This window comes from Muriventricola aceti (assembly GCF_025567565.1).
GTDB lineage: Bacteria > Bacillota > Clostridia > Oscillospirales > Oscillospiraceae > Lawsonibacter > Lawsonibacter aceti.
Genome location: NZ_JAOQKF010000004.1, coordinates 124,022 through 150,393, shown reverse-complemented (window position 1 = coordinate 150,393; position 26,372 = coordinate 124,022). Strand labels below are relative to the sequence as shown.

General features: G+C 56.5%; 27 protein-coding genes. 15 read left to right on the top strand and 12 right to left on the bottom strand.

Features of this window, described 5'->3' with window-relative positions:
* Window positions 1-3: 3 nt before the first annotated feature.
* The 3 genes from yidD to rpmH all read right to left on the bottom strand — a co-directional run bounded on the left by yidD (window position 4) and on the right by rpmH (window position 913).
* The gene (gene yidD, locus OCV64_RS06065) at window positions 4-222 is read right to left on the bottom strand and encodes a membrane protein insertion efficiency factor YidD (protein ID WP_147572524.1); all 219 of its coding nucleotides are present in this window, start codon (window positions 220-222) and stop codon (window positions 4-6) included.
* Window positions 219-581: a ribonuclease P protein component gene (gene rnpA, locus OCV64_RS06060; protein ID WP_186853222.1), complete on the bottom strand. Its 363-nt coding sequence runs from the start codon at window positions 579-581 to the stop codon at window positions 219-221. The genes yidD and rnpA overlap by 4 nt, the downstream gene beginning before the upstream one ends.
* Before the next feature lie 197 nt (window positions 582-778).
* Window positions 779-913: a 50S ribosomal protein L34 gene (gene rpmH / locus OCV64_RS06055; RefSeq protein WP_040649988.1), complete on the bottom strand. Its 135-nt coding sequence runs from the start codon at window positions 911-913 to the stop codon at window positions 779-781.
* Window positions 914-1,378: 465 nt separating this feature from the next.
* Here rpmH and dnaA point away from each other — a divergent pair, with 465 nt between their 5' ends.
* The 11 genes from dnaA (at window position 1,379) to rnhA (ending at window position 12,464) form a co-directional block, all read left to right on the top strand.
* Window positions 1,379-2,698, top strand: a complete 1,320-nt coding sequence (gene dnaA, locus OCV64_RS06050) for a chromosomal replication initiator protein DnaA (protein WP_147572522.1) — start codon at window positions 1,379-1,381, stop codon at window positions 2,696-2,698.
* A gap of 276 nt (window positions 2,699-2,974) precedes the next feature.
* Window positions 2,975-4,081 carry a DNA polymerase III subunit beta gene (gene dnaN, locus OCV64_RS06045; protein ID WP_147572521.1) on the top strand — a complete coding sequence of 369 codons (1,107 nt, stop codon included), beginning with the start codon at window positions 2,975-2,977 and terminating at the stop codon, window positions 4,079-4,081.
* 437 nt (window positions 4,082-4,518) lie between these two features.
* Window positions 4,519-4,734, top strand: a complete 216-nt coding sequence (locus OCV64_RS06040) for an RNA-binding S4 domain-containing protein (protein WP_147572519.1) — start codon at window positions 4,519-4,521, stop codon at window positions 4,732-4,734.
* Window positions 4,731-5,843 (top strand): DNA replication/repair protein RecF, encoded by a 1,113-nt coding sequence (gene recF, locus OCV64_RS06035; protein ID WP_147572518.1) that lies wholly within the window; start codon window positions 4,731-4,733, stop codon window positions 5,841-5,843. Before OCV64_RS06040 ends, recF begins: the two co-directional genes overlap by 4 nt.
* A 151-nt stretch (window positions 5,844-5,994) precedes the next feature.
* Window positions 5,995-6,339, top strand: coding sequence for a hypothetical protein (locus OCV64_RS06030; RefSeq protein WP_262669553.1), 345 nt, complete (start codon window positions 5,995-5,997; stop codon window positions 6,337-6,339).
* Between the two features lie 10 nt (window positions 6,340-6,349).
* Window positions 6,350-6,613, top strand: a complete 264-nt coding sequence (gene remB / locus OCV64_RS06025; RefSeq protein ID WP_147572516.1) for an extracellular matrix regulator RemB — start codon at window positions 6,350-6,352, stop codon at window positions 6,611-6,613.
* A gap of 103 nt (window positions 6,614-6,716) precedes the next feature.
* Entirely contained in the window at window positions 6,717-8,672 is a 1,956-nt protein-coding gene (gene gyrB, locus OCV64_RS06020) for a DNA topoisomerase (ATP-hydrolyzing) subunit B (protein ID WP_147572515.1), read from the top strand.
* Window positions 8,673-8,770: 98 nt separating this feature from the next.
* Window positions 8,771-8,956: a hypothetical protein gene (locus tag OCV64_RS06015; protein WP_147572514.1), complete on the top strand. Its 186-nt coding sequence runs from the start codon at window positions 8,771-8,773 to the stop codon at window positions 8,954-8,956.
* Window positions 8,957-8,982: 26 nt separating this feature from the next.
* Window positions 8,983-11,493 carry a DNA gyrase subunit A gene (gene gyrA, locus OCV64_RS06010; RefSeq protein ID WP_262669552.1) on the top strand — a complete coding sequence of 837 codons (2,511 nt, stop codon included), beginning with the start codon at window positions 8,983-8,985 and terminating at the stop codon, window positions 11,491-11,493.
* 112 nt (window positions 11,494-11,605) lie between these two features.
* Entirely contained in the window at window positions 11,606-11,989 is a 384-nt protein-coding gene (locus OCV64_RS06005) for an SHOCT domain-containing protein (RefSeq protein ID WP_147572512.1), read from the top strand.
* Between the two features lie 37 nt (window positions 11,990-12,026).
* Window positions 12,027-12,464, top strand: coding sequence for a ribonuclease HI (rnhA, locus tag OCV64_RS06000; RefSeq protein ID WP_147572511.1), 438 nt, complete (start codon window positions 12,027-12,029; stop codon window positions 12,462-12,464).
* Window positions 12,465-12,529: 65 nt separating this feature from the next.
* Here rnhA and OCV64_RS05995 read toward each other — a convergent pair whose 3' ends face one another.
* Genes OCV64_RS05995 through OCV64_RS05985 form a run of 3 tightly spaced genes read right to left on the bottom strand, consistent with a single transcriptional unit; the run spans window position 12,530 to window position 13,278 of the window.
* Entirely contained in the window at window positions 12,530-12,724 is a 195-nt protein-coding gene (locus OCV64_RS05995) for a hypothetical protein (RefSeq protein ID WP_262669551.1), read from the bottom strand.
* Between the two features lie 25 nt (window positions 12,725-12,749).
* Window positions 12,750-12,959: a helix-turn-helix transcriptional regulator gene (locus tag OCV64_RS05990; RefSeq protein WP_147572509.1), complete on the bottom strand. Its 210-nt coding sequence runs from the start codon at window positions 12,957-12,959 to the stop codon at window positions 12,750-12,752.
* 4 nt (window positions 12,960-12,963) lie between these two features.
* Window positions 12,964-13,278 (bottom strand): DUF6442 family protein, encoded by a 315-nt coding sequence (locus OCV64_RS05985; protein WP_186852952.1) that lies wholly within the window; start codon window positions 13,276-13,278, stop codon window positions 12,964-12,966.
* A gap of 53 nt (window positions 13,279-13,331) precedes the next feature.
* On the opposite strand from OCV64_RS05985, the gene OCV64_RS05980 reads away from it, so the two are divergent.
* From OCV64_RS05980 to OCV64_RS05970, 3 genes are all read left to right on the top strand, one after another.
* The gene (locus OCV64_RS05980; protein ID WP_262669550.1) at window positions 13,332-13,550 is read left to right on the top strand and encodes a hypothetical protein; all 219 of its coding nucleotides are present in this window, start codon (window positions 13,332-13,334) and stop codon (window positions 13,548-13,550) included.
* A gap of 191 nt (window positions 13,551-13,741) precedes the next feature.
* Complete coding sequence (locus tag OCV64_RS05975) at window positions 13,742-14,551, top strand: AAA family ATPase (RefSeq protein ID WP_147572506.1); 810 nt, start codon at window positions 13,742-13,744, stop codon at window positions 14,549-14,551.
* A gap of 3 nt (window positions 14,552-14,554) precedes the next feature.
* Window positions 14,555-15,751 (top strand): vWA domain-containing protein, encoded by a 1,197-nt coding sequence (locus OCV64_RS05970; protein WP_186852950.1) that lies wholly within the window; start codon window positions 14,555-14,557, stop codon window positions 15,749-15,751.
* Between the two features lie 39 nt (window positions 15,752-15,790).
* Here OCV64_RS05970 and OCV64_RS05965 read toward each other — a convergent pair whose 3' ends face one another.
* The 3 genes from OCV64_RS05965 to rpsO form a co-directional block, all read right to left on the bottom strand.
* Window positions 15,791-17,665, bottom strand: coding sequence for an LTA synthase family protein (locus OCV64_RS05965; protein ID WP_262669549.1), 1,875 nt, complete (start codon window positions 17,663-17,665; stop codon window positions 15,791-15,793).
* A 207-nt stretch (window positions 17,666-17,872) separates the two neighbouring features.
* Window positions 17,873-20,023: a polyribonucleotide nucleotidyltransferase gene (locus OCV64_RS05960; protein WP_147572503.1), complete on the bottom strand. Its 2,151-nt coding sequence runs from the start codon at window positions 20,021-20,023 to the stop codon at window positions 17,873-17,875.
* 265 nt (window positions 20,024-20,288) lie between these two features.
* A complete protein-coding gene (rpsO, locus tag OCV64_RS05955; protein WP_008982127.1) occupies window positions 20,289-20,555 on the bottom strand; it encodes a 30S ribosomal protein S15 in 267 nt (88 codons plus the stop codon).
* A 377-nt stretch (window positions 20,556-20,932) separates the two neighbouring features.
* Here rpsO and OCV64_RS05950 point away from each other — a divergent pair, with 377 nt between their 5' ends.
* The gene (locus OCV64_RS05950) at window positions 20,933-21,085 is read left to right on the top strand and encodes a ribbon-helix-helix protein, CopG family (RefSeq protein ID WP_262669548.1); all 153 of its coding nucleotides are present in this window, start codon (window positions 20,933-20,935) and stop codon (window positions 21,083-21,085) included.
* Window positions 21,086-21,130: 45 nt separating this feature from the next.
* Here the strand turns inward: OCV64_RS05950 and OCV64_RS05945 are convergent, their stop codons facing one another.
* From OCV64_RS05945 to ileS, 3 genes are all read right to left on the bottom strand, one after another.
* On the bottom strand, window positions 21,131-21,643 hold the full coding sequence (locus tag OCV64_RS05945) for a macro domain-containing protein (RefSeq protein WP_147572501.1): 513 nt from the start codon (window positions 21,641-21,643) through the stop codon (window positions 21,131-21,133).
* A gap of 16 nt (window positions 21,644-21,659) precedes the next feature.
* The gene (locus tag OCV64_RS05940) at window positions 21,660-23,024 is read right to left on the bottom strand and encodes a Na+/H+ antiporter NhaC family protein (protein WP_262669547.1); all 1,365 of its coding nucleotides are present in this window, start codon (window positions 23,022-23,024) and stop codon (window positions 21,660-21,662) included.
* Between the two features lie 342 nt (window positions 23,025-23,366).
* On the bottom strand, window positions 23,367-26,144 hold the full coding sequence (gene ileS, locus OCV64_RS05935; protein ID WP_262669546.1) for an isoleucine--tRNA ligase: 2,778 nt from the start codon (window positions 26,142-26,144) through the stop codon (window positions 23,367-23,369).
* Window positions 26,145-26,372 lie beyond the last annotated feature (228 nt).

The following is a 26,372-nucleotide window of genomic DNA, read 5'->3' as shown; positions in this document are numbered from 1 at the left end:
TCGTTACGGGACAGGATCATATTGGATCGATCTCTGCCGGTGGAAGGGGTGGCACCGAAGGATGCGGCGCAGGGCCAGCCAGCCTCCCTTGAGAGCGCCGTATTTCTCCACTGCCTCCAGGGCGTAGGCAGAGCAGGTGGGGATAAAGCGGCAGCAAGGGGGGCGCAGGGGCGAGATATTGCGCTGGTAGGACCGGATGAGCTTCAGGAGCAGCCATTTCATGGCCTGTCCTCCTTTTTGTCGGACTGGGCCATAAGTCCCAACTTCTTCATCTGCTGGAGAAAACTGCGCTCCAGTTCCCTGTACCGGCCAAAGATGGCCCGCGTCCGGGCCACTACCACGATGTCGAAACCTGGGAGGAACTTCTCCTCATTGGTACGGTACAGCTCCCGGATACGGCGGCGGACAAAGTTGCGCTTCACAGCGTTGCCCAGCTTCACGCCAGTGGTAATGCCCAGCCGGCTCTGGTCCCGGCCTGTTTTGCGGCAATATACCACAAAATAGGGGGACACCGCACTTTTTCCTTTGTTGTACAGGCGGCGGAATTCATGATTCTGTTTCAATGAAACGGTGTGCTTCATGATACGCCTCCCTCTGTCCAGGGCATCTCCATTGGTTTACAGGAATCTCCGTATGTGCGTTTGGGGCGGGGGATCAGATCCCACGCCCCTTCTGCCCGATCTATAAAATCGTGTCCTCTCACCGCATCTGCATCAGATCCGGTCTTCCGCTCATCCCAGGATGGTTTTGCGGGACGACTCTGGTCCCGCCAGTCTCATCAGTGGGTCAGGCGGGCGCGGCCCTTGGCGCGGCGGCGAGCCAGCACCTTGCGGCCATTGCGGGTGGCCATACGCTTGCGGAAGCCGTGCTCCTTGGAACGCTGGCGCTTCTTGGGCTGATAGGTACGAAGCATGGGGGACACCTCCTCATTTGATCTCAAGCCGGCTTTCCCGGCCCAACAACAGTTTCCAAAGAAACTGCGGTCTGCTCTTTCCGGCGCCGGATAGACCCCGGCCGGTATTTCCGCAAAAATGGGTACAATAGCCCCTTTGCAGGAAAGCGTTACTCATTATAGACGATGATGGGACCTGATGTCAACCATCTTTTTTATCATCTGAGTCAACTTTTTTCTCTCTTTTTCCTCATATCTCTACATCTTGTGTCAGATATCTTTCCTATACACAAATTGGACTATTTTTTTCCCTTACATTATAAATAAAAATAAAGGGAAATCCTTGCGGTCCAGCCCCAATTTTGGTATAATGTTCAGTATGGAAAATCCTATTTTCAGGAACATCCCGATGAAACCGACCAGCCGCCTTCTCTGTGCAGGGGAAGGCGCTTTCCAAGTTTTCAGACTGTTTTAAGGAGGACTCCAATGAACCCTGCCGACGATATCTGGGCAAAGGTCATCGAACTGATGAAGCAGCAAGGCCTGAGCCCTACCACCATCAAAACATGGTTTGACGACGCGAAAGCCGTATCCCTCACTGAGGACAGTTTTACCATATCGACCCCAAACGACTATACTCAGAGCGTGATTAAATCCCTCTATATTCCGAAGATCGAGGCAGCCCTGAAAGAACTGTTTTCTATGGACCTGAAGGTGGTGGTCCTGACGGAAAAAGAGCTGGAGAATACCAGCGCGGCCAAACAGGATATCCTGTTTCCCGGCACCAGCGATTATACCTTCGAGCGATTTGTGGTAGGCTCCTCCAACCGATACGCCTACTCCGCCGCCCGGGCGGTGGCCGATATTCCGGGCCGGGCGGGCTACAACCCGCTGTTTATCTACGGCGAATCCGGACTGGGCAAGACCCATCTACTCTACGCCATCGCCCACACCATCCACGCCAACCATCCAGACTATAAGATCGTCTACATCAAGGGGGACACCTTTACCAACGAGCTGGTAGCCGCCATCCGAGAGGGCCGCAATCAGCAGTTTCGGGAGAAATACCGGGAGGCGGATGTCTTTCTGATGGACGACGTTCAGTTCATCGCCGGCCGGGAGTCCACCCAGGAGGAGATGTTCCACACCTTCAACACCTTGTACGAGGCCGGGCACCAGATCGTATTCACCTCTGACCGCCCCCCAAAGGAATTGCTTCGGCTGGACCAGCGACTTCAGACCCGATTCGAGCAGGGCCTGCCCGCCGATATCAAGCCTCCCGACTATGAGACCAGAATGGCCATCATTAAAACTAAGGCTGTCCGTATGGGGCTGGACCTGCCCGAATTTCTGCTCCAACTCATCGCCGAGAACATTACCGCCAACGTGCGGCAGATCGAAGGGACCATCAACAAGATCATGGCTTACCGGGATCTGATGGGCGCCACTGTGGACAAGGACACCGTGGTCCGGGCGGTAAAAGATATGTTCAAGGAAAAGTCGGATATCCTGCCCACAGCGGATGTTATCATTGACGAGGTATGCAAGTTCTACAACATAGAACCTACCATTCTACGGGGCCAAGGCCGGTCCAAGGACATCGTGTTGGCCCGCCAGATCGCTATGTATCAGATCCGAAGGATGACCAACCTCTCTCTGGACGAGATCGGCCAGGAGTTCAGCGGCCGGGATCACAGTACAGTCATCCACTCCATCCGTCAAATCGAGGAGTCCATCAAAAGCGACTCGGAAAAGGCGGAGATCGTCAAGGACATCACTGCCAACATCAACAGCCGGTACGAATAAAGAAGCGCGAAGATAGACCCATAGGAGATCTTGAAAAAATCAGAGAACACATAAGTTATCCACCTTTTTTTGTGGATTATCTGTTGACCAATGTGGATAATTTTTTCTCTGTGGAAAAGAGCTTTTCTCTATCCACATCCCCTGTGGAAGCTATTTTCTTACTCCCCCAGAGCTTTCAGCCATCTTTCCACAATTTTTTCTCCTACGGCTAACTACTACGAAATATATCCTGTCCTCTCCCCTTCCGGGAGAGAGAAAGAGATCGGAGGAATCCATATGAAATTTTCCTGTGAAAAGGCCCTGCTGTCTTCCGCTGTTACCGTGGCCTCTCGGGCAGTGGCGGCTAAGAGCTCTATCCCCGCCATGGAGGGCATTCTCATCGAGGCCGGAGCACAACTGAAGCTGACTGGTTATAATCTGGAAACTGGCATCCAGGCTACGGTACCGGCGGAGATCAAGGAGGGGGGTTCCCTGGTTCTCTCCGCCCGCCTGCTGGGGGAGGCCTGCCGGAAAATGCCAGATGATGTGGTGGTATTTTCCTCACAGGGTTACTCGGTCAATATCAAATGCGGGATGTATGAAATCAACATCCTGGGCACCGATGCCGAGGAGTTTCCAGAACTGCCCTCAGTGGACCAGCAGAACTCTCTGGTGTTGAGCCAGCCTGTGCTCCGGTCCATGATTGCCCAGACTCTCTTTGCCGTCAGCGACAACGAGAGCCGCCCGATCCATACTGGCTCCCTCTTTGATGTGGAGGGCAGCCGCCTCACTGTGGTGTCTGTGGACGGTTATCGTCTGGCACTCCGCCGGGAAGATGTAGAGGAAAAAACCGGGGCCGAGGCGTTCTCCTTTGTGGTCCCCGGCTCCGCTCTTAACGAGGTGGAAAAGATCTGCTCCGGGGAAGAAAAGGTGACCATTATCCAGGGAGCCCGGCATATCCTGTTCCAGACCGGGGATATCCTTCTGGTCTGCCGCAGGCTGGAGGGAGAGTTTCTGCCCTATAAGAACGCCATTCCTCGAAATAACACGATTCAAGTGGAAGTGGAAGCTAAAGCACTCTTGTCCTCCATTGACCGGGTGTCCCTTATCATCAGCGAGAAGCTGAAATCTCCCCTTCGCTGCCTTTTTGGGGATGGGGTGGTAGATATTACGACAAAGACCGCCCTGGGCGACACCGCCGATCGGTGCCCTATTAGCGGCAACGGCGGCGGGCTGGAGATTGGATTTAACAACAAGTATCTGATGGACGCTCTGAAGGCCGCCCCCGCTGACAAGCTCCGGATGGAGTTTACCTCCGGTGTGGCCCCCTGTGTCATCCTGCCCGCCGAGGGGGAGGAGAAGTTTATTTATATGGTGCTGCCCGTCCGTTTGAAGGCCAATTAAAGACCCGAAAAAACAAAAGGAAGGACACTATGAAACAGAACCGCTGAACAGAGCTCTGGCAGAGGCATAAATCCTATTTCATCAATGTATTGGGATTTGTGGGATTTTTCGTTCTCTTTTCATTCTGGATTCCCTTGGTGTTTTGGATATTTTGGCACTATGTTGCCTGTATCCTTCTTATTTCAGCCAGCTATCTATGTAAAAAAGAGGGAAAGCAGGGCCTTGTGACAGGTATTACGGTCCTGGTCTGTATCGTAGCGATTGCTGGCTTTTTTCTGGTATATCAGACCTTGGGGCATGTTTATTCCAGAGAACATTGGAGCTTTTATCGATATGTGACAGGACACGCTGCTCTCCCCATCTTTTTGCTGCCTTGTATCGCTGCTGGAATTGCGGTATGGAAGCCAAAACAATAACCTTAGAAAGTTGAGGCCGCTATGGAATCTCATGAGGTCAAAATAAAAACTGAATTTATCAAGCTCCAGGATTTACTGAAGTTTGCCGGGGCGGTGGAGACCGGAGGCGACGCCAAGCTTATCATCCAGGAGGGACGGGTGACAGTCAACGGCGAGGTGTGCGAAATGCGGGGCAAAAAGCTCCGCCCCGGGGACCGGGCGGCCATCGACCACGCCCTTGAATTGGTGGTTACATGATCGTAAACGCCTTAGAGCTGGATTTTTTTCGAAATTATACCCATCTGGAGGCCTCCTTTGACCCGCGGGTCAACCTGATATATGGGGACAACGCCCAGGGAAAGACCAATCTGCTGGAGGCAGTCGCCTACCTCTCCGCCGCCCGGTCCCATCGGGCCCGCTATGACAGAGAGATGATCATGATGGGGATAGACTCCGCTTTTCTCAAAGGGGAGGTGGCCAGTCGGGACCGGGTGTTCACTTTGGAGGCCAAGCTGTTCCGGGGCCGAGGCAGACAGCTTTTTTCCAACGGCGTACGCCTTAAGACAGCCGGGGAGCTGGCCGGGATCCTGACCACGGTGTTGTTCTGCCCGGAGGACTTGTATCTTATCCGGGAGGGGAGCTCCGCCCGGCGCCGGTTTCTGGATGGGGCCATCTGCCAGCTCCGCCCTCGATACAGTCAGGCATTGGCAGAATATAACCGCCTTTATGACCACAAGACCCGCATTCTGCGAGACTGGCCGGAGAACCCATCTCTGCTTCAGACCCTGGATGACTTTAATCTGCGCCTAGCTCAGACCGGGGCCATCCTGATCCACTACCGGGCCCATTTTATCCGCCGGATGGAGAAACACGCCCCGGCCATCCACGCCGATTTTTCCGGCGGAAGGGAGCGGCTGGAACTATCCTATGAAACAGTGTCCACGGTAACTGACCCCATGGCACAGCCCAGAGAGATCCTTCCCCAGCTACTGGCCCACCAGGAGAGCCACCGCCAGGCGGAGCTGGACGCCCGCCAGTGCTTGTCCGGTCCCCATAAGGATGATCTGGTGGTATCCATCGGTGGGCAGCTGGCTAAAACCTACGCCTCCCAGGGCCAGACCAGAACAGCGGTCCTATCCCTGAAGCTGGCCCAGCGGGAGATCTTTCAAGAGGAGACAGGAGAATGGCCAGTCCTGCTGTTGGACGACGTGCTGTCTGAGCTGGACTCGAAACGGCAGGCCTTTGTTCTTAACCGTATCCGTGGCGGCCAGGTATTTATTACCTGCTGTGAGGAGGAAAAACTGGAGGGGCTGGAGGGTGGTCGGGTGTTTCATATTCGAGACGGCTCTATTGTAACGAATATCTAAAACGGCGTATTTGCGCCGTCAAATCAAAATCGCGGCGGCGGAAAATTTCCAGAGAGAAAATTTAATTTGTTCGGGGATTTTAATTTAAAAGGGCTCCGACAGGGCTTGATTCATAAGAAAGTTCATCATGTGCTGCATGGAGGAAGGTACTGTGCTGCGGAATCTTATTTCGTATTGGCAGGAATTATCCAGCCCCTGGTTCGGCGGAGCTCTCTTTGGACATGGGGGACTGGTAGCCCTAGGACTGGTAGCCTGGCCGGCGGCGCTCTCCTATTCCCTTCAATTTTGGTTGTCTGTAAGGGGCCGAAAAAAAGGGAAGAAATTATCTCTATTGGTTAGCGGGGCTATTTTTTTGATTTGCTGGATTACATGGTATCTGCCCATAGGGGCAGATATGAGGGCAAAGCTGATCGTCATTCCGGCTATTGCATTTTTTTGGATGGTTGGCTGTGTATTTTATGAACTGCCAGCATTTTTGTGGTCAAGGAGAAAATAGGGAGTTTGTTATGTACTTGTATTTAGGCCAGTCCGTGGTACTTCCTCACCGGGAAATTTTGGCCATTTTCGATTTGGACAACGCCAGCTGGGCCTATAAGACCCGGGAATTTTTAGAGCGGGCAGAACGGGAGGGTCGGTCTGTCTGGCTTACCGATGACCTTCCCAGGTCCTTTATTTTAGCGGGGGACGGTAAGTCCCCTCCCACGGTCTATCTATCTTCTCTGTCCCCCTCTGCCCTGGTCAGCCGGGCAGAGCGAAATTCCTTTGAGTGATATTTTCTTTTTTTATTACGAAGAGTCAAGAGAGGAGAGGAAAGAGAGCGCCTCTTGCCCCTCCCGTCTTGACCCTTCCACCATATGAAACCGGAGGTAAATTATGTCTGAAGAACGAAACGAACTGAATGAGCTGAACACCACCCAGACCAACCACGAATATGGTGGCTCTGAGATCCAGGTGCTGGAGGGTCTGGAGGCGGTCCGCAAGCGCCCCGGTATGTATATCGGCTCTACCAGCGAGTCTGGCCTGCACCACCTGGTCTACGAGATTGTGGACAACTCCATTGACGAGGCTCTGGCGGGCTACTGCACGGATATCACAGTGACCATCAATCCTGGCAATACCATTACCGTCACTGACAACGGCCGGGGCATCCCGGTAGATATTCAGCCCCAGACCGGCCGGCCCGCCCTAGAGGTAGTCTTTACCATCCTCCACGCTGGCGGAAAATTCGGCGGCGGCGGGTATAAGGTGTCTGGCGGCCTCCATGGCGTGGGCGCTTCAGTGGTCAACGCTCTGTCCGAGTGGCTGGAGGTCCAGGTCCACAAGGACGGGCAGATCTATGAGATGAAGTTTTCCCGGGGTAAGATTACCCAGAGTATGAAGGTAGTGGGCAGGACTGATCACACCGGCACTACCGTCACCTTCAAGCCCGACCCGGAGATGTTTGACACCCTGGAGTATAACTATGAGACCCTGCACACCCGTATGCGGGAGGAGGCATTCCTCAACGCCGGCCTGCGCATCCAGACCGTGGACCTGCGGCCTGGCCAGGAGCAAGAGGACGACATGTGCTACGAGGGCGGCATTCGGGAGTTTGTTACCTTCCTGAATAAAAATAAGGACCCCCTTCACAACGACGTCATCTATATGTCTGGAGCCCGGGAGGACAGCATGGCCGAAGTGGCCATGCAGTATAACGACGGGTACAGCGAGGTGATGGTGTCCTTCGCCAACAACGTCCATACCCCTGAGGGCGGTATGCATGAGGAGGGCTTCCGCCGCGCTCTGACAAACGTGCTCAACGCCTACGGAAAGAAAATCAAGGTGCTGAAGGACGATGACAAGGTGTCCGGCGAGGACTGCCGGGAGGGCTTGACCGTGGTTATCTCCGTCAAGCTGACCGAGGCCCAGTTTGAGGGTCAGACCAAGGCAAAGCTGGGCAACAGCGAGATGCGTACTCTGGTCAACGCCATTGTCACCGAAAAGCTGGAGACCTATCTGGAGGAGAACCCCGCTGTGGGCCGGGCTATTCTGGATAAGGCCCTCACTGCCAATCGGGCCAGAGAGGCCGCCCGTAAGGCCAGAGAATCCATCCGCCGAAAGACCGCCCTGGGCGGGGCGGCCATGCCGGACAAGCTGCGGGACTGCAACGAGGCCAACCCGGAGCTCACCGAGATCTATATCGTCGAGGGCGACTCCGCCGGCGGCTCCGCCACCCAGGGCCGGGACAGCCGCTTCCAGGCGATCCTCCCTCTATGGGGCAAGATGCTCAATGTGGAGAAGGCCCGGGCGGACAAGGTATATGGTAACGACAAGCTCACCCCGGTAATCACCGCTCTGGGTGCCGGCATCGGAGAGGAGTTCGATTTGAGCAAGCTGCGCTACCACAAGGTCATCATTATGGCCGATGCCGACGTGGACGGCGCCCATATCCGCACCCTGCTGCTCACCTTCTTCTTCCGCTTCATGCGGCCCCTCATCGAGCACGGGTATGTCTACTCCGCCGTCCCTCCCCTGTACAAGCTGACACGGGGCAAGACCACCCGTGTGGCCTTCTCCGATGAGGAGCGGGATGCCATCTCTGCCGAGATGCGGGGGGGTAATCCCAATGTAAAGATTGATATCAGCCGCTTCAAGGGTTTGGGCGAGATGAACCCCCACGAGCTGTGGGAGACCACCATGGACCCGGAGAAGCGCACTCTGCGCCGCATCGAGCTGGACGATGCCGTTAAGGCCGACGAGACCTTTACTATTCTGATGGGTGAGAAGGTGGAGCCCCGGAAGGAGTTCATCGAGCGCAACGCCAGATATGCCGTCAATTTGGACTATTGATATGGAGCATATCATTTTGCTGGGAGCTCCCCTGCCCGGCACGGAGTCCGTCACACCGCCCAACGGCGCCTCCCTGGCGCTGGTCCTGTTCCTTACCTTTGCCGTACTCTAAGACCCTGCTGTGGGTTCGGGTGAGGCGGCTTTGGCTGTGCCTGGTGTTCCTGCTGTGCGTCATCAACCTGTACCATCCCTATGAGACAGGATTTGCCCTGTTCTGCGCTCTGGCCTGCCTGCTGGGTTCCCTGGCGGGTGTGGCCTGCGGCTGGCTCAGAAGGAGAAAATGAGCCTCTAACAAGGAGGAAATAAATTCATGAGCAAAAAACCACAATACGATCCCGAGGAGATCCGCTACCCGGACCAGCATATTGTTACCTCCCCCCTGGTACCGGAGATGGAACAGTCCTATATCGAATACGCCATGTCCGTCATCGTGGGCCGGGCCCTGCCCGATGTCCGTGACGGCCTGAAGCCCGTCCACCGCCGCATCCTCTACGCCATGTATGAGGATAACTTGACGGCGGATAAACCCTTTAAGAAGTCCGCCACCTGCGTGGGCGATGTGCTGGGCCGGTACCACCCCCACGGTGACCAGTCCGTGTACGACGCCCTGGTCCGTCTAGCTCAGGACTTCTCCATGCGCTATATGCTGGTGGACGGCCACGGTAACTTCGGCTCCATCGACGGTGATCCCCCGGCTGCCTACCGTTACACCGAGGCCCGGATGTCCAAGCTGTCCGACGAAATGCTGAGGGATATTGAAAAGGACACGGTGGACTGGGACCCCAACTTTGACGAGAGCCGGAAGGAGCCCAAGGTGCTCCCCTCCCGCTTCCCCAACCTGCTGGTCAACGGTTCCTCCGGCATTGCCGTGGGCATGGCCACCAACATCCCTCCCCACAACCTGAAGGAGGTCATCGACGCCACCATTCGGGTGCTGGACGACCCGGAGTGTACCCTCTCCGATTTGATGGAGCACATCAAGGGCCCCGACTTCCCCACCCACGGCATCATCATGGGTCGGTCCGGCATTCGGGCGGCCTATGCCACCGGCCGGGGCCGGGTGGTGGTCCGGGCCCGCCATGAGTTTGAGGAGTTTGGCAAGGACCGCACCCGCATCATCATCACCGAGATCCCCTATCAGGTCAACAAGCGGATGCTGATCAAGAACATGGCCGATCAGGTGGAGGACAAGCGGCTGGAAGGCATCTCCGACATCCGGGACGAATCCGACCGGAACGGGATGCGTATTGTCATTGAACTAAAGCGGGATGCCAACCCCCAGGTGGTGCTCAACCGCCTGTTTGCCCAGACCCAACTCCAGACTACCTTTGCTATCAATATGCTGGCCCTGGTGGAGGTCAACGGCAAGCTCCAGCCCCGCATCCTCTCTCTGCGCCATATTTTGGACGAGTACATCTCCTATCAGGAGCAGGTCATTATCCGCCGCACCCGCTTCGACCTGAAAAAAGCCCAGGAGCGGGCCCATCTGCTGGAGGGCCTGCTGGTGGCCCAGGATAACATTGACGAGGTCATCCAAATCATCCGCTCCCGCTATGACGACGCCAAAGAAGCCTTGATGACCCGATTCTCCCTGGACGATGTTCAGGCCCAGGCCATTTTGGATATGCGGCTGAAGGCCCTGCAGGGTTTGGACCGGGAGAAGCTTCAAAACGAATATGAGGAGCTTGAGAAGCGCATCGACTACTTCAACCGCCTGCTGGCCAGCGAGGAGATGCTCCGGGGCGTGCTCAAGGACGAGCTGACCGCCATCCGGGACAAGTACGGAGACGAGCGGTACACTGAGATTCAGGATGTAGAGGACGAGATCGACATTGAGGACCTGATCGAGGAGGAGCAGTGTGTCTTTACCCTGACCCAGGCGGGCTATATCAAGCGCACCCCGGTCAGCGAGTACGCCGCCCAGTCCAAGGGCGGAATGGGAAAGAAGGGGATCACCACACGGGAGGAGGACTATGTGGTGGATGTGTTTACCGCCTCCACCCATGACTATATCCTGTTCTTTACCGACACGGGCAAGGTCTACCGAAAGAAGGGTTACCAGATTCCAGAGAGCGGCAAGACCGCCAAGGGGACCAATATCGTCAATATCCTCCAGGTGGAGCAGGGAGAGCGGATTCAGACCATGGTCCACTTCCGGGACTTCACCGAGGACGAGGTATACCTGTTTATGGTCACCCGGAACGGCACAGTAAAGCGTCTGGCTGCCTCCGCGCTGAAAAATATTCGGGCCAGTGGCATCCGGGCCCTCCGGCTGGACGAGGGGGATGAGTTGATCTCCGTCCGAGAGACCGACGGGAAGCAGAATATCCTCATCGCCACCCATGACGGTATGGCCGTGTGCTTTGACGAGAACGACGTTCGAGCTATGGGCCGGGACGCTGTGGGCGTCCGGGGCATCCGCCTTCGGGATGGGGACTATGTGGTAGGGGCCGCCCGTGCTGCCGAGGGCAAGTGCCTTCTATCCATTACAGAAAAGGGCTATGGCAAGCGGACCCCGGTGGAGGAGTACCGGATCACGAACCGAGGCGGCATCGGCATCAAAAATTATATGGTTACCGAAAAGACCGGGCCTGTGGTGGGCGTCAAGGTAGTGGACGGCTCAGAGGACCTGCTGCTGGTCACCCAGAGCGGCATCCTGATCCGTACTCATGTGGATGCCATCCGCACCGCCGGCCGGGCTACCCAGGGCGTCATCGTCATGCGCTTCAAGGAGGAGGGGGATCAGGTCATCTCCCTGGCCCTCACCGAGCGGGAGGAGCAGGCGGACGAGAATGAGCAGTCCCCCGTCAATCAGGAGTAAAAGCTCCAGTCGTAAGGAGGCCACAAACCGACAGGAGAGGATGAACTTTCCAGTGGGCTATAACAGCCTTTATCGTCTGGAAAGGATCCGCGGGACAGGAGGCTAAGGAAACATGAGAAAACGGGTAACTTACCGCCCGGGCAAGGCACAGGGAGCCTTTGGAACGATATGGGGAGGCATCTTCGTCCTGATCGGGCTGTTTGTGGTAATCCCCACCTTTGGACCGTTTGGAATAATATGGACGCTGGGCGCTTTGGGAATCACTGTGATAAACGCCCTTCACGCGTTTGGAAAAAAGTATGTGGGCCCCGAGATCCGCATTGAAGAGGACAAAGAAGGAGAACCCGTTCCCTCTGACGAGTCCCACGACCATATCCAGTCCACCGCCCTGAACGCTAGGGAGCGGCTGGAGCAGCTCAAGACCTTGCGGGAGGCCGGGCTCATCACCCAGCAGGAGTACGACCAGAAGCGCCGGGAGATCGTGGAGGAGCTATAAAAGCCTTCCCACAGGGGAAGGCAGCGATAGGAGAACTATGAAAACTGTTACCATCTACACGGACGGAGCCTGCTCCGGCAATCCAGGACCGGGGGGCTGGGGGGCAATCCTGATGTACGGCCCCCACAAAAAGGAGATGTCCGGGGGCGAGGCCCATACCACCAATAACCGTATGGAGCTCACTGGGGTTATCACTGCCTTGGAGGCTCTCAAGGAACCCTGTGTTGTGGAGCTGTGGTCTGACTCTAAATACGTTATCGATGGCCTGGACAAAGGCTGGGCTAAAGGCTGGCGGGCCCGGGGCTGGATAAAGAGTGACAAAAAGCCCGCCTTGAATCCAGACCTCTGGGGCCGCCTGCTAGATCTGTGCGACTACCACACCGTCCACCTCCATTGGGTCAAGGGACATGCGGAAAATCAATATAACAACCGCTGTGATGAAATGGCGGTAGCGGAAAGTCAAAAGTACAGGTAAGGAAGGCTCCTTGGTAAAAAACGATCAGACAAGTGATGGAAGCACCAATAAAAAGAGACGTCTGCTTATCCAGACATCTCTTTTTTGTCGATTTGCTCCGGTTTGTCAGAATACTGGTCCGGATGGCAGAGAAAACGATTTCCACAGGTGGCGCATCCCCGGCCGCACCCCCGCTTTTTCCCATAGTCATTGTACAACAGGACCGCGATGGGGATACCAATGACCCCGATGGAAAACAGGGCTACAGCAAAATATTCCATAGAAGTCGCACCCTCCTCAAAGCCGTCAGTCAAAGTAAAAAAGGTCCTCAAATTTTTTGTCTAAGGCGATGCTCAGGACCAGAGCCAGCTTGGCCGTAGGGTTGAACTGCCCCGTTTCGATAGAGCTAATGGTCTGGCGGGATACACCCACCAGCTTGGCCAGTTCTCCCTGGGACAGATTTTTTTCCGCACGGGCTATCTTCAGCCGGTTCTTTAAGATCAGCTGGTCATCCATTTTATCACCGCCCCTGTGTAAAATATCTTACCAGACAGAATACCAGAAATGCAAGAGAAATAAGCCCAGTGATGATATCAGAAATGTTTTTTCGCTTGGTCAGCCGGTACACTCGGCTGCCCACACAACTGGCCCAAAACATGGCTAACACCTGGCTGCTAGGCAGGTCGTGGAGCCGATTATAGATGAGAATGACCAGCCCAACCAGAAAGACGAAAATCAGAGAGAAGGACTCCCCTTCCACTTGGACGGTGCGTTCCATCTCATCTTGGCGCATGTTTTCCTTCCTGCTTTTTTCTAAAATTTTCTCTTTGTCCATAACAGTTCCTCCATCTCCCCTGTGGGACGTTTTCTGATTTGAGGCCCCGGCTTATGGAGAAAGCATATCACATAGAAATTTTTGTGTCAAGTATACTTATCAAAAAAATAATAAAACTTGTCAAAATGGAGTGGGGTCATCCTCTACTGGTTAGGGAGATTGACAACTTACAGAGGCAGCTGGTATTCCCAAAAGGATATCTGTCCCGGATTGCCCTTACAGCCCTAGAGAGGGAACGCGGCGCCGTTTGCAAGGTCAGAGCAGCAGAATAAAAATTTCTCCACAGGGGGAATTTATTTTAATTTCTGACCATTTTTTTGGCAAGAAATAGGTGCAGTTTTGGGGAGGTCAGGTGATTCTAGGTAATTTCAGGGAAAGGGGTTGCTTTTCTCTGCAAAAGACTATAAAATTCGGAGCATAGACTACACAGGCCCGAATCCCCGGGCCGGGAAGGATATTTGGAATGAAGGAATTTAGAGGAAGTCAGAATTATGTGGCCTCGGAGGAGCTGCTCCGGGCGGCCAATATCGCCATGGTGCTCCAGAAGCCCCTGCTCATTAAGGGGGAGCCAGGTACCGGAAAAACTATGTTGGCCGAGGCCATCTCCCAGGCGCTGGGGAAAAAGCTCATCATCTGGAACATCAAGTCCACCACCAAGGCCCAGGACGGCCTGTATGTCTACGACGTAGTCCAGCGGCTCTACGACAGCCAGTTTGGTGGACAGGGCGTGGACGATATCGAGAAGTATGTCAAGCTGGGCAAGCTGGGCGAGGCGTTTACTGACGAGGAACAGGTCATCCTCCTCATCGACGAGATCGACAAGGCGGACCTGGAGTTCCCCAATGACCTGCTGTGGGAGCTGGACCGGATGGAGTTTTATATCCCGGAGACAGGGCGAACGGTCAAGGCCAATCACCGGCCGGTGGTTATTATCACCTCCAACGCGGAGAAGGAGCTGCCCGACGCCTTTCTGCGCCGGTGTGTGTTCCACTATATCGAGTTCCCCGACAAGGAGCTGATGGCAGATATCGTCCGGGTCCACTTCCCGGACATCGACAACAAGCTGCTTACCCAGGTGTTGGAGGCATTTTACAAGATCCGCTCCCTGCCCACCATTAAGAAGAAGCCCTCCACCAGTGAGATTATCGACTGGATTCAGGCCCTTCAGCACGGTGGCGTCAATGTGGATAAAATCGTCAAGGAGGTCCCCTATCTGGGGGTGCTGCTGAAGAAAAACGAGGACATCGATACGCTTCGGCGGCAGTGGCGGTGAGCCATGTTTGAGGATTTTCTGTATCTCCTGCGGAAGAACGGCCTAAAGGTGTCCCTCACTGAGTGGATGGCCCTGGTGGAAGCCATGGACAAGGGGCTCCACAGCTCCAGTTTCACGGGCTTTTACCACCTGTGCCGCTGTCTTCTGGTGAAAAGCGAGGCGGACTTTGACACCTTCGACCGCTGCTTTCTGGAGTATTTTAAGGACGTGCCCTTCCAGCAGGAGGTGTCTCAGGAGCTGCTGGACTGGCTGAACAGGCCCGAGGTGTTGTCCGACTACGCCAGCTGGGATGAGGAACAGGCGCTGAAAAACCTGGGCTTCTCCGAGGAGGAGATCGAGCGGATGCTGAAGGAGCGTATGGAGGAGCAGACCGAGGAGCACAACGGGGGGCGTTACTGGGTAGGAACCCACGGGATGTCCACCTTTGGAAACTCTGGACTGTCCCCCAAGGGCATTCGAGTAGGGGGCCAGAGCATGTACCGACGGGCCTTCCGGGTGGCCGGGGAGCGGAAGTTTCGGGATTTCCGCCGGGATAACACCCTGGATACCCGGCAGTTCCAGGTGGCCCTACGGAAGCTGCGGCAGTTCTCCGGACTGGTGGACCTCCCCCCCACGGAGTTCGACGTGGACAACACCATCAAAGACACCGCCGACAATGGCGGCGTGCTGAAGGTGCGATACAAGCGGCCCAGGGAAAACACGGTGAAGGTGCTTCTTTTGATGGACTCCGGGGGGTCTATGGACTATTACAGTCAGCTCTGTTCAGCTCTGTTTCAGGCGGTGTCCAAGTCGGGCCATTTCAAGGATCTGAAGGTGTACTATTTTCACAACTGCGTCTATTCTCGACTGTATCAGGACCCCATGCTCATGAGCCGAAACTCAGTGCAGACAGATTGGGTGCTGTCCAATATCCCCAGCGACTATAAGCTGATTCTGGTGGGGGATGCCCAGATGGCTCCCCATGAGCTGCTGGGCGGCTACTACGGCGGCAGTCGGGAGGACGGGCCAAAGTGTGGCATGGACTGGCTGCGGCTGCTGAAGGGACGCTTTGGCCATACGGTATGGCTCAATCCCAGTGAGCGGCCGGGGTGGGGCCAGTACTGGTGCCAGACTTATGATGCCATTTCCCAGGAGTTCCCCATGTTCCCCTTGACAGTGGACGGCCTGGAGGAGGCCATGAAGAAACTCCTTGTTCGGTAATCAAAAAGGCCCCCGCCTGATATCAGGCGGGGGCCTTGTCTATTCAACGGGGAGGAGCTGGTTCTCTCTGAAATATTCGGCGGACAGAAACTGGTCCAGCAAAGCCTGATCCTCAGGCGCTAGTGTATCAGTGAGCTGGCCGTCCACCAGATAGAGCCCCTGAGTGTGGACCAGGGGGGTGACGGCCCGGACCTGCCTGGACAGCTCCATAAAGCCGGGGCCAGTCCAGCCGCACTGGTCAAAGAGCTCTGTCATCAGGAAGCAGGGGGAGAAGTCTCCCCCGTCCCCCACAAAGTCCCGGCCCAGGGTCTCCTTGGCGGCAGAGTTGGCCCAAATCACATAGGGGGTGGCATAGTAGTCATAGAAGCCGTCCAGGGTGGACAAATCAAAGGTGGCCCCCATCTCAATATAGGCGGAGTTGCCGTTGCCGCCCCAGGGCTTGTGGTCGCCGAACAGGACCAGCACCACCGGCTCCTCCATCTCCTCCAGCCCCTGGACGAGAGTGGTGAGGGCCTGAAGGGTCTCGGCCACGCCGTTGAGATAATTGTTCCAAATATTACAGCTCTCCTGACTTAGACCGGAGCCCTCTGGGGTGAGGTGCCGGGGCCCGGAGGGCAGCTCGGTGCTGTATGGGCCGTGGTTCTGGTAGGATACAGAGAAGGAGAAGCAGGGGCCGCTCTGGACGCGCTCCTTCATCTGGGCCAGCAGCTCCTGGACCAACAGGGGGTCGGAGTGCCACTGGGCGAATACCGGGTCCACCAGCTCCCCATAGTGGTTCTCTGTGAACCAGTATTCCTCAAAGCCCAGGTACTGGTTCACGTTCTGGCGGTTGTAAAACCAGCCGAAGCCGGGGTGGCTGCCAAAGGTCTGATAGCCCTGGTCCTTCAAATACCACACATAGGAGTCGGTGTCCTTCCAAAACTCATCATGGGTGGAGTAGCCGGTGAGGAAGGCCCACTCGCTGTCCACCGTGCCCCCGGCAAAGATGTTGGTCAGCAGGTCGCCGGAGATGGACTGGGCCTCCAGCTGGTGCCAGGGGGCATAGACCTGGGTCACCCCCTCCTGCCCGGCCAGGGCGTCGAAGTCGGTGAGGTCACAGAAGGCCTCCAGCATGATTCCCATGACCGATACCTTCTGACCCTCCGGGATGCTCTGGTCCTCGTACTGCTGAAGCAGGCTGTCGGCCTCCTCTTTGTCGTAGTTTTCCGGTGGGGTTGGAAGCATATCCCGGAAGGAGTGGAGAAAGGGGTACAGTCCACCCTTGGACAGATAGACCTCCACATCGGACCAGGCGTAACGGATGGCCTGGGTGGGAGTCTGGTCATAGACAGTGGGGTTGAGGTAGAGGGACACAAAGGCGATGCCAATCAAGGCCAGACAGGACAAGGCGCCGAAGGTCCGCTCCCGCCAGCCCTGAATGCCATGGGGCATAAGGAAGATGGTAAAGAGCAGTCCGGCCACAAAGCAGAACAGGGCAAACCACACCAGCCAGGTCAGGTCCAGTGTGTAGTTGCCCACGATACCCCCGGCCTCTGCCGCCAACAACAAGTCAGAGGCCAGCAGGGGGTCCGACCGGAGCCGGATCTTGAAGTAGTTGGCCAGAGCGATGGCCAAAACGGGCAGAAAAGTACAGATAAAGGCGGCCCAGCTCCGGCGGAACAGGAAGTAGAACAGCCAGATCAGCAGGACAGGAGGCAGAAGATTCAAGAACATGAGCAAGGGGCTGGAAAGATAGGCGCCCAGCAGATGCCAGGAGTTCAGACTGACATAGGCGGTAGCGGAAAAAAACAGGGAAAGGCCGCCGACGCAGCACCCCATTCCCGTCAGGGCCAGGGCCAGCCAGATGGTGTGAGCCCGGCCGCAGTGCTCCTGGGAGCCGTCGGGCAGTCGCATGATGGTAAGCAGCGTTTTCATTGGGAGGCACCTCTTACTATGGGGAGAAAAGGCCGGGTGGGAGAGAACGGCCGTGATTTTGGTCCCCAAATGACACTCCGTGTGGGAATTGTTGATATTATAGCACATATTTTGGAAAAGTAAAAGAAAACTCCCTCTGTGCTTTGAGGGAAAAGCAACGAGGTGGACAGCTTTGCTGTCCACCTCGTTTAAATGGTAAGAACAGATTTATTTGATGGGCTCGCCGGATTCTTTTCTGGCACGGATCTCACGCAGGGCGTCCTTATAGGACAGGTTGACCCGGCCCTTGTCGTCAATTTCAGTGACCTTGACCCAGATCATATCGCCGATGTTGACCACGTCTTCCACCTTGTCCACCCGGTGCTCGGCCAGCTTGGAGATGTGGACCATGCCGTCCTTACCAGGGGCCAGCTCCACAAAGGCGCCGAACTGGAGGATGCGGACCACCTTGCCGTAGTACAACTCACCCACCTGGGGGACAAAGACGATGGTCTCGATCATCTTCTTGGCGGCGTCGCAGGCCTCGGCGTTGGGGGAGGCGATGTGGATGGTGCCGTCATCCTCAATGTCGATCTGGGCGCCAGACTCGGCGGTGATCTTCTGGATGACGGAGCCGCCCTTGCCGATGACCTCACGGATCTTGTCGGGATCGATCTTGACGGTGATCATCTTGGGGGCGTACTTGCTCACCTCGGCCCGGGGGGCGGAGATGCAGGGCAGCATGATCTCGTCCAGGATGGCGAACCGGGCGTCACGGGTGATATCCAGTGCCTCCTTAATGATCTCATGGGTCAGACCGTCGTTCTTTAGGTCCATCTGGATGGCGGTGATGCCGGCCTTTGTACCGGCCACCTTAAAGTCCATCTCGCCGTGGAAGTCCTCTACGCCCTGGATGTCGATGAAGGTAGTAAAGCCGCCGTTGTCGTCCTGGATCAGACCGCAGGAGATGCCGGCCACAGGGGCCTTGATGGGTACGCCGGCGTCCATCAGAGCCAGAGTGGAGCCGCAGATGGAGCCCTGGGAGGTGGAGCCGTTGGAGGACAGCACCTCGGACACTACACGGATGGCGTAGGGGAACTCCTCCACAGAGGGGAGCACAGGCACCAGGGCCCGCTCGGCCAAGGCGCCGTGGCCGTACTCCCGGCGGTTGGTGGAGCGGGGGGCACGGGCCTCGCCCACGGAGTAGGGGGGGAAGTTGTAGTGGTGCATATACCGCTTCTCTTCCTCTTCCCAGATGGTGTCCAGCTTCTGGCTGGCGGCCAGGGTGTTCAGGGTACACACGGACAGCACCTGGGTCTGGCCCCGGGTAAACAGGCCGGAGCCGTGGACCCGGGGCAGGACGCCCACCTCGGCGGCCAGGGGACGGATCTCGTTTTTGGCGCGGCCGTCCACACGGTGGCCCTCCAGCAGCCAGGCCTTGACGATCTTCTTCTGGAACTTATAGGTGAACTCTTCCAGGTACTGGTCCATATCCGGATACTCCTCCAGATACTTCTCGTGCCACTTGTCGATCATGGCGTTCCAGCGGGTCTCCCGGACATTCTTGTCGTCGGTGTCCATGGCCTCCTTGGCCTCGTCCATGAACTCGTCCACGATCTTGTCGAACAGCTCCTGGTTGAACTGGGCGTGGTCATACTCCATCTTGGGCTTGCCGATCTCGGAGACGATCTGGTCAATAAAGTCGATCTGCTTGCGGATCTCCTCGTGGGCCTTCACGATGCCGGCGTACATGATCTCGTCGGGGATCTCGTCGGCGCCGGCCTCGATCATGACCACCTTTTCCCGTGTGGCGGCCACAGTGACGTCCATGCGGCTGGTCTTGCGCTGCTCCTGATTGGGGTTCAGGACAATCTGGCCGTCACAGTAGCCCACCTCCAGACAGCCGATGGGGCCGGCGAAGGGGATCTCAGAATAGCTGACGCAGGCGGAGGCGCCGATCATGGCGGCCACCTCGGGGGAGCAGTCGTAGTCCACACTCATGACAGTGCACTGAATGCACACGTCGTTGCGGAAGTCATAGGGGAACAGGGGACGCATAGGCCGGTCGATCAGGCGGCTGGCCAGCACGGCGGGCAGAGAGGGGCGGCCCTCCCGGCGCATAAAGCTGCCGGGAATGCGGCCCACGGCGTATAACTTTTCCTCAAACTCCACGGACAGGGGGAAGAAGTCGATGCCGTCCCGGGGACGGGGGGACACCGTGACCGCCACATGGACCGTGGTGTCACCGTACTTGACCCAGGCGGCGGCGGAGGCCAGCTCGGTGGTCTTACCCACTTCAATGGTCAGAGGCCGGCCGCACAAGTCCATGGTCCAGGTCCTGTACTTGGGGAACTGTTTGTGCTTGATGATAGTTGACATCTCGGATTCTCCTTTGTTTCAAATTTTTCCGAACGTCCAACAACTCTTTAGCACTTGAATACAGGCCGAAACGGATAGGATCGAGCCAGAAAGTTCCTTTCCTGGGTTCTCGCCTTCGCCCCGGTCTAAGCACCCCTGCTGGGAAATTCGGCGCTTCGGCTCATATTCAACTGCTAAAAAAGTGCGGGAAATTCGGAGTTTTCGTTTGGTTTTATATGCGAACATAGGGCAGCACGCGGAACGCGCTGCCCTATGCGGCATAAACTTATTTTCTAATGCCCAGCTTGGCGATAATAGCGCGGTACCGCTCGATGTCCTTGGCCATCAGGTAGTCCAGCATCTTGCGGCGCTTACCGACCATTTTCAGCAGACCGCGGCGGGAGTGGTTATCCTGCTTGTGGACCTTCAGGTGCTCGGTCAACTCGTTGATGCGGGCGGTTAGAATGGCGATCTGGACCTCGGGGGAGCCGGTGTCAGTGGGATGGGTGCGGTTGGCCTCAATAACGGCCGTCTTTTCGTCCTTGCGAATCATGAAATTTCCACCTTTCTTAATTGCGGCATACTACTTTCCCGTCTAACGGTAAAGCCGCTTGTTGTTTTACCCTAAGGGCTGGGTAGCGGGCGGGCAGAACCCCGCGCACCTGCGCAGGCCATATCCCGGAACCAAGCCAGTGGGCATACCGACGCATTCTCATGCTGGGTTAATATATCACAATTTTCCCCCTATGTAAAGAAAAAAGTCCCGTATTCCAAGGAAATTTTTTATCTTTTCCCAGATCCGCAAGATGTAGTGGTCCTGCTGCCCGCCAGAGGCGAAGAGTTGAAGCGTAAAAATAATGCGAAATAATACAAAGTCATGCGACCGACGGAGCCTCCATTTCGGTATGATAGAAAAAAGGAGGTGATCCTGTGGCCAAGTCAGACGCTCAGATCAGCCTACGGCTGTCCAAAAAGCTCAAGGAGGAGTTAACGGCCCAGGCCAAGCGGGAACGGCGCAGCGTCACCGCTCTAATCCTTCGGGTGATGGAGGAGTATCTGAAGAACAGAGGAAGCGAAAAATAGCCTAAAAACAGCGGAAGGACCAATTTATTGGCCCTTCCGCTGTCTTTAGTTCTCTGGACAAAGCTGGCGCAGCACAGCCTGAGCTTGGGCCAGTATCTGGGGGGTGTAGAGGACCAGGGACACATCTAACTCTGGATGTTTGGCTTCAAATTTCAGGATCGCTTTTTCTGCTACTGTGAGGGCCTCCATTCTGGGTAGATGAAAGGCTCCGGAAAAGACCAGGGGGAAGGCCAGAGTTCTGCACCGGCACATCAGGGCTTGCTGCATGGCGTGGCGGTAGCAAGCCTCCATCAGCCGCTTTCCAGTTCGCAGGTCCCCCATCCACTCACCCAGGGCCACATGGATGATATACTTACAGGGAAGACCGAAGGACGGGGTGACTACTGCCGTACCCACAGGACAGCGGCGCAGTTTTTTGCAGGCGGCAGTAAGGGCCCTGGTATCAGCGGCGGCAAAAATGGCATCGCAGATGCCGGGAGACCGACGCAGATCGGGGGAGGCGGCATTGACGATGGCATCTGTCTCTATTTTGGTAATGTCACCAGTGAGTAGTTTCATAGGGTAAGACCTCCTGTCACAGTAAGAATCCGCACAGCAGATAGCCTGCCGCAGCGATGGCGGCGGCCAGCATGGCATAGGGAAACTGGGAAAGGGCGTGGTCCATATTTTCCATTTTACAGCAACTGGAGGTAAGAACGGTGGCGTCGGAGTAAAAGCAGGCGTGGCTGCCTAATACTGCTCCAGATACCACGGCTCCCATAACAACCAGCAGATTGGCGTCCAGAGAAACGGCTAAGGGCAGGATAACGGGGACCACGATAGCGGGGATGCCCCACACACTGCCAGTGGAAAAGTTGAGGGCGGCTACCACCAGGAAGGTAATGCAAGGAAAAAATTCTGCGCTCATAAAGGGCTGAACCAAATTAATAATGTAGGGAGCAATGCCGATTTCGTTCATGGCCTCCTGCATGACAAAGGCAAAGTAAATGATGGCCACGGTGGGGATCATATTGCAGAAGCCGTGCATGGCCAAGTCGCAAGCCTTGGACAGGGACATGATCCGCTGGGGGACATACAGGAGCAGGCAGATAGCGATGGCAGCTATGACGGCCAGAAACAGCTCACCCCCCACGATAGCCAGGACGATGAGTACGCCGATGGGAATGACGAAGTTCCATACATTGCCCTGTATATCAGGGGCATCATCCTCGCCCTCCAAGTTCATCAGTTCGCTCTCTGGGGAGTAGACCGCTCCGGTCTTCGCCGCCCGCTGGTAGGCCGCCCGCATCTTGCCCATAGGTGGGATGACGGACAGGGCGAACAGGGGCACGATGACCACAGCGGCGATAGCATAAAACACAAAGGGAATGACCCGGTAAAAGGTAGAGATGCCGCTCCCGTAGCCCAGCTCTGGGACGCCGGCCTCAGCAAAGAAAAGACCGGAAAAGAATACCGCCCAAGTGGAGAAGGGAAGCAGAGCGCAGACCGGGGCGCCGGTGGAGTCGATAACATAGGAGAGGGCCTCCCTGGGGATACGGTGTTTGTCCGTTTCCTTTTTCATGCAGATGGATAGAGTCATGATGTTGAGATAGTCGTCTACAAAAATCAGGATGCCCATAATCCAAGTGATAATCAGTGTGCTTTTTGGCCCACGGCACAGCTTGTCCAGTATTTTGGAAAAGCCCATGGTGCCGTGGGAGGCCCCCAGGAGGGCAATGAGGCTGCCAAACAGTAGACAAACCATAAATACCCACTGGTGGTCATAGCTGGTGGCCACCCGGAAAAAGGCGTCCATCCAGCCGAAGATAAATTTGGGTCCATCAATGATCAGATAGGCAACCAGGGTGCCCGCGATTAGGGGCTCCAGAGTTCGTCGGGTTTTTAATGCGATAGCCACCACTGTTACGATGGGCAGCAGGGTCAAGATGCCGTGATCCATATGAGGTACCTCCCTCTGTTTTGCACAAGTATAGTGTCAGAGGGATTAAGGAGGGCAAAGAGTTTGTCCGGAGGCATTAAAATAAAATAAGGAGGTGCCTGTGGAGTGAAGGGAAGGACTAGGGCAGATGATACGGCCGGTGTTATGGCGTAGCGGTGGATGATTGGGGTCTCCTGAGGGGAGAGTACGACCTGGGCGGAATAGACTCATGGACAAAAGAAAAAAGTTGCCTGGACATCCGTCCAGGCAACTTTTTTCTTTCCAGTTCCATTGCGCTTCCTGCGTGAAGCGATCATTATTTGAAGGTTCGGCGCAGGAGAACGAATCGAGAGGGGGTGGCTGTTAAAGCGCCTCAAAAGAGGTAGACTTTGCGATGACGCCTGCGCATCTGGGGCAGAGTGTGGGATGAGCCATATCGGCACCCACCAGGGGATGGTGCTTCCAGCAGCGCTCACACTTCTGACCGGCGGCCTCGGACACAGAGACAGCCAGCTCGCCGCCCACCGTGATCTCCACCTGGGAAACGATGAACAGGTCGGCCAGGAGGGCGCTGTCCATCTCGGCCAGGAAGGCGTCCTCGGACGGGACGGTGAGGGCCACGTCGGCCTCTAGGCTCTTACCGATCTTCTTCTCGTTCCGGGCTGCCTCCAGAGCGACGTTGACCGCGTCCCGGACGGCAATGATCTTATCCCACTGGGCCATCTGCTCCTGGGTGAGGGTATAGTCGGCAAAGGGCTTGTTCATCTCGTTGAGAAGCACGTTCCGGCCGTCGTCCTCCGCCCGGTGGGGCATGGCCAGCCAGATCTCGTCGCAGGTGAAGGCCAGGATGGGGGCAAACAGCTTGGTCATGGTGTCCAGGATAAGGAACAGGGCGGTCTGGGCGGAGCGGCGCTCCAGGCTGTCCTTGCCCTCGCAGTACAGCCGGTCCTTGATGATGTCCAGATAGAAGGAGGACAGCTCCACCACGCAGAAGTCATTGATGGCGTGGGACACCACATGGAACTCGTACTCATCATAGGCGGCGAAGCACTTTTCAATGAGCTGGTTCAGCTTGGTAACGGCCCAGCGGTCCAGCTCCAGCATCTCCCCAGGCTGGACCAGGCAGTTGGGGTCAAACCCATCCAGGTTGCCCAGGCAGTAGCGGGCGGTGTTGCGGAACTTCAGATAATTCTGACTGAGCTGCTTGAAGATATTGTCCGAGCAGCGCACGTCCACATGGTAGTCGGCGGAGCCGGCCCACAGGCGGATCAGGTCGGCGCCGTACTTCTTAAAGATGTCGGCGGGGTCCACGCCGTTGCCCAAAGATTTGTGCATGGCCTTACCCTCGCCATCCACGGTCCAGCCGTGGGTGACGCACTCCTTAAAGGGAGCGCCCTGGCCCAGAGCGCCCACGGCGGTGAGCAGGCTGGACTGGAACCATCCCCGGTACTGGTCCAGGCCCTCCATATAGACGGTGGCGGGCCAGAAGCCCTGGTCCTTCTTCATGGAGGCGTAGTGGGTGGAGCCGGAGTCGAACCACCCGTCCAGAGTGTCCTCCTCCTTGGTAAAGCCTGCTTTGCTCCCACAGTGGGGACAGGAGAAGCCGGCAGGCAGAATGTCAGCGGCCTCCATCTCGTACCAGGCGTTAGAGCCCTTCTCACCAAAGAGCTTGGACACGGCGGAGATGGTGTCGTCGTTGCAGATGGGCTTGCCGCAGTCCTGACAGTAGAACACGGGGATGGGCAGACCCCAGCGGCGCTGGCGGCTGATGCACCAGTCGGCCCGCTCCCGGATCATGGACTTCATCCGGTCAATGCCCCAGCCAGGGATCCACCGCACGTCGTCGCAGGCGGCCACGGCCTGCTCCTTGAAGGCGTCTACAGAGCAGAACCACTGGGGGGTAGCCCGGAAAATGATGGGATTCTTGCAGCGCCAGCAGTGGGGGTAGGAGTGGACGATGTCCTCGCTGGCGAAGAGGGCGCCGCTCTCCTTCATATCGGCCAGAATGACGGGATTGGACTCCTCGGTCTTCATGCCGGCGTATTTTCCAGCGTAATCGGTGTGGCGGCCCCGGTCGTCCACGGGCACCACCATCTCGATTTTGTAGCGTTTGCAGGTCTCGTAGTCGTCTGCGCCAAAGCCGGGGGCGGTGTGGACACAGCCGGTGCCTGAGTCCATAGTGACATACTCGGCGGTGCAGAGCTGGCTGGTCTTGTCCAGGAAGGGATGCTGGGCCAGCATATACTCAAAGTCAGCGCCCTTGAACTGCTTGACGATCTCATAATTCTCAAAGCCGCCGATCTTCATCACCTTGGCGCACAGGGCCTCGGCCATAATATACATTTCGCCGTTGTCCGCCTTTACCAGCACATAGCTCTCCCGGGGGTGAACAGCGATGGCCAGGTTGCCAGGCAGGGTCCAGATGGTGGTGGTCCAGATCACAAAGTACATTTTGGACAGATCGCCGTACTGACTGAGCTTGCCCAGATCGTCCCTGACCTGGAATTTGACATATACGGTGGTACAGGGGTCGTCCTGATACTCGATCTCCGCTTCGGCCAGGGCGGTCTCATCCTTGGGGCACCAGTACACAGGCTTCAGGCCCTTATAGATGTAGCCTTTCTTGTACATCTCGCCAAAAACCTTGACCTCCTCTGCCTCGAAGCCGGGGTCCATTGTGAGGTAGGGGTTCTCCCAGTCCCCCACCACGCCCAGCCGCTTAAAGCCCTCCCGCTGGATATCCACATACTTCTGGGCGTAGTCGTGACAGGCGGTGCGGAATTCGGGGACGCTCATCTGCTTGCGGTTGAGTTTCTGCTCCTTGATGATAGCGGACTCGATGGGCATACCGTGGTTGTCCCAGCCGGGGATATAGGGGGTGTAGCGGCCCCGCATGGCCGCGGCCCGGACCATGAAGTCCTTGATGGACTTGTTCAGGGCGTGGCCCATATGCAGGTTGCCGTTGGAGAAGGGAGGGCCGTCATGAAGGGAGAACAGGGGCTTGCCCTCGTTCTTCTTCAGCAGCTCGTGATACAGGTCCAGCTTCTCCCAGCCCTCCAGCATACCGGGCTCCCGGGCGGGCAGTCCGGCCCGCATGGGGAAATCGGTCTTGGGCAGGTTGATGGTCTTGTTGTAGTCCATTGGTTTGCTTCCTCCTATTTCAGGTCTTTTTTAGACTTTTCTATCAGATTACATGGGAATGTGACTAAGCCGCAGTGCCGGCAGAGCATCGTATGGGGAAATTGGGGAAACGGGTCCCGGGTAAACATACTGGTGGTATCGTCACCGTGGGGCCCCAGCTCCACCACGTCCGTCGGACCGCGGAAAAACCGTAATTCCTGTTGAGTCCAGAAGGGGTATTTTTAGGTG

What these genes read in the sequence shown, in the direction of transcription:
- yidD (WP_147572524.1), bottom strand. Translation starts at nt 222, where the DNA reads ATGAAATGGCTGCTCCTGAAGCTCATCCGGTCCTACCAGCGCAATATC.
- rnpA (WP_186853222.1), bottom strand. Translation starts at nt 581, where the DNA reads ATGAAGCACACCGTTTCATTGAAACAGAATCATGAATTCCGCCGCCTG.
- rpmH (WP_040649988.1), bottom strand. Translation starts at nt 913, where the DNA reads ATGCTTCGTACCTATCAGCCCAAGAAGCGCCAGCGTTCCAAGGAGCAC.
- dnaA (WP_147572522.1), top strand. Translation starts at nt 1,379, where the DNA reads ATGAACCCTGCCGACGATATCTGGGCAAAGGTCATCGAACTGATGAAG.
- dnaN (WP_147572521.1), top strand. Translation starts at nt 2,975, where the DNA reads ATGAAATTTTCCTGTGAAAAGGCCCTGCTGTCTTCCGCTGTTACCGTG.
- OCV64_RS06040 (WP_147572519.1), top strand. Translation starts at nt 4,519, where the DNA reads ATGGAATCTCATGAGGTCAAAATAAAAACTGAATTTATCAAGCTCCAG.
- recF (WP_147572518.1), top strand. Translation starts at nt 4,731, where the DNA reads ATGATCGTAAACGCCTTAGAGCTGGATTTTTTTCGAAATTATACCCAT.
- remB (WP_147572516.1), top strand. Translation starts at nt 6,350, where the DNA reads ATGTACTTGTATTTAGGCCAGTCCGTGGTACTTCCTCACCGGGAAATT.
- gyrB (WP_147572515.1), top strand. Translation starts at nt 6,717, where the DNA reads ATGTCTGAAGAACGAAACGAACTGAATGAGCTGAACACCACCCAGACC.
- gyrA (WP_262669552.1), top strand. Translation starts at nt 8,983, where the DNA reads ATGAGCAAAAAACCACAATACGATCCCGAGGAGATCCGCTACCCGGAC.
- OCV64_RS06005 (WP_147572512.1), top strand. Translation starts at nt 11,606, where the DNA reads ATGAGAAAACGGGTAACTTACCGCCCGGGCAAGGCACAGGGAGCCTTT.
- rnhA (WP_147572511.1), top strand. Translation starts at nt 12,027, where the DNA reads ATGAAAACTGTTACCATCTACACGGACGGAGCCTGCTCCGGCAATCCA.
- OCV64_RS05995 (WP_262669551.1), bottom strand. Translation starts at nt 12,724, where the DNA reads ATGGAATATTTTGCTGTAGCCCTGTTTTCCATCGGGGTCATTGGTATC.
- OCV64_RS05990 (WP_147572509.1), bottom strand. Translation starts at nt 12,959, where the DNA reads ATGGATGACCAGCTGATCTTAAAGAACCGGCTGAAGATAGCCCGTGCG.
- OCV64_RS05985 (WP_186852952.1), bottom strand. Translation starts at nt 13,278, where the DNA reads ATGGACAAAGAGAAAATTTTAGAAAAAAGCAGGAAGGAAAACATGCGC.
- OCV64_RS05980 (WP_262669550.1), top strand. Translation starts at nt 13,332, where the DNA reads ATGGAGAAAGCATATCACATAGAAATTTTTGTGTCAAGTATACTTATC.
- OCV64_RS05975 (WP_147572506.1), top strand. Translation starts at nt 13,742, where the DNA reads ATGAAGGAATTTAGAGGAAGTCAGAATTATGTGGCCTCGGAGGAGCTG.
- OCV64_RS05970 (WP_186852950.1), top strand. Translation starts at nt 14,555, where the DNA reads ATGTTTGAGGATTTTCTGTATCTCCTGCGGAAGAACGGCCTAAAGGTG.
- OCV64_RS05965 (WP_262669549.1), bottom strand. Translation starts at nt 17,665, where the DNA reads ATGAAAACGCTGCTTACCATCATGCGACTGCCCGACGGCTCCCAGGAG.
- OCV64_RS05960 (WP_147572503.1), bottom strand. Translation starts at nt 20,023, where the DNA reads ATGTCAACTATCATCAAGCACAAACAGTTCCCCAAGTACAGGACCTGG.
- rpsO (WP_008982127.1), bottom strand. Translation starts at nt 20,555, where the DNA reads ATGATTCGCAAGGACGAAAAGACGGCCGTTATTGAGGCCAACCGCACC.
- OCV64_RS05945 (WP_147572501.1), bottom strand. Translation starts at nt 21,643, where the DNA reads ATGAAACTACTCACTGGTGACATTACCAAAATAGAGACAGATGCCATC.
- OCV64_RS05940 (WP_262669547.1), bottom strand. Translation starts at nt 23,024, where the DNA reads ATGGATCACGGCATCTTGACCCTGCTGCCCATCGTAACAGTGGTGGCT.
- ileS (WP_262669546.1), bottom strand. Translation starts at nt 26,144, where the DNA reads ATGGACTACAACAAGACCATCAACCTGCCCAAGACCGATTTCCCCATG.